This window comes from Candidatus Hydrogenedentota bacterium, assembly GCA_016791475.1.
GTDB lineage: Bacteria > Hydrogenedentota > Hydrogenedentia > Hydrogenedentales > JAEUWI01 > JAEUWI01.
In genome coordinates, this window is sequence record JAEUWI010000182.1 from 540 (window position 1) to 778 (window position 239).

Sequence of the window (239 nt, forward strand, 5' to 3'; positions counted from 1 at the left end):
CCAGACGACGATCGCCGGGACGCTCGGAGCCATCCTTCAGCCTCGCGGACGCTTTGGCTCCATGCGGACCGGAACACTGCTGCTGCGCCTAGCGGCGCCCCCTGGTTCCGTGTCGTCTCACCATCGAAGCCTCGAAGCCCGCAGCCCCCGGCGCCATCACTCACTTCCCCTCGCGTGCCTTCGCGAGTTGCTCCAAAAAGCTCCTCTCGTGACGCTCAACGGCCGCCTTGTAGCCCGCC